This window comes from Bacillus sp. LR--39 (assembly GCF_053613335.1).
This window is the reverse complement of sequence record NZ_JBSIOT010001281.1, coordinates 1-583: the sequence shown is the minus strand read 5'-3', so window position 1 is coordinate 583 and position 583 is coordinate 1. Positions and strand designations below refer to the sequence as shown.

The 583-nt window shown below is 49.6% G+C and carries 1 protein-coding gene; it reads right to left on the bottom strand.

Annotated elements, in window-relative coordinates; translation table 11 throughout:
* Positions 1–8 precede the first annotated feature (8 nt).
* Positions 9–583 (bottom strand): SMP-30/gluconolactonase/LRE family protein (locus tag ACWHAR_RS29970; RefSeq protein ID WP_452088794.1); only part of this gene is annotated, 575 nt, incomplete at its 5' end.

Genomic DNA, 583 nt, shown 5'->3' with positions numbered 1-583 from the left:
GCGTTTTTTTATACGTCTCCAGCAAATGGTACCGGCTGATATCCGCCTGTTTCCAGTTGTGCTGAAAACAACCCTCCAGCGTGAGGCTGCTCGTATCTCTCTTTTTCTGTCATTTGTTCTGTTGCCGTTGTAATGTAAAGGGTTTTTAAGTCTCTGCCGCCGAACGCGCAGCACGTGACATATTTAGCCGGCACGCTGATTGAATTGATTTCTTTTTTCTGAAACGGGTCAATGTGAACAACGCGGCTGCCGCCAAACAGCGCCACCCACAGCATGCCATTTTGGTCAATTGTCATGCCGTCCGGCAATCCGTCTGACTGATCAAAACGATAGACAGGTTCTGGATTCGAAACATCTCCGCTTTGAGGATCATAGCTGTAACGCACAATCTCCTGCGTCGGCGTGTCGATGTAATACATCAAATTCCGCTCGCGGTCCCAATCCAAACCGTTTGAGGTAGAGACTTGATCCTTGATTTTGACAAGACTGCGGTCTAGATTCAAACGGTACAGCGACGCCTGTTTTTGCTCGCCTTCCATGCTCGTCGTCCCCGCCCAAAGCCTTCCGTACGGGTCACATTTAG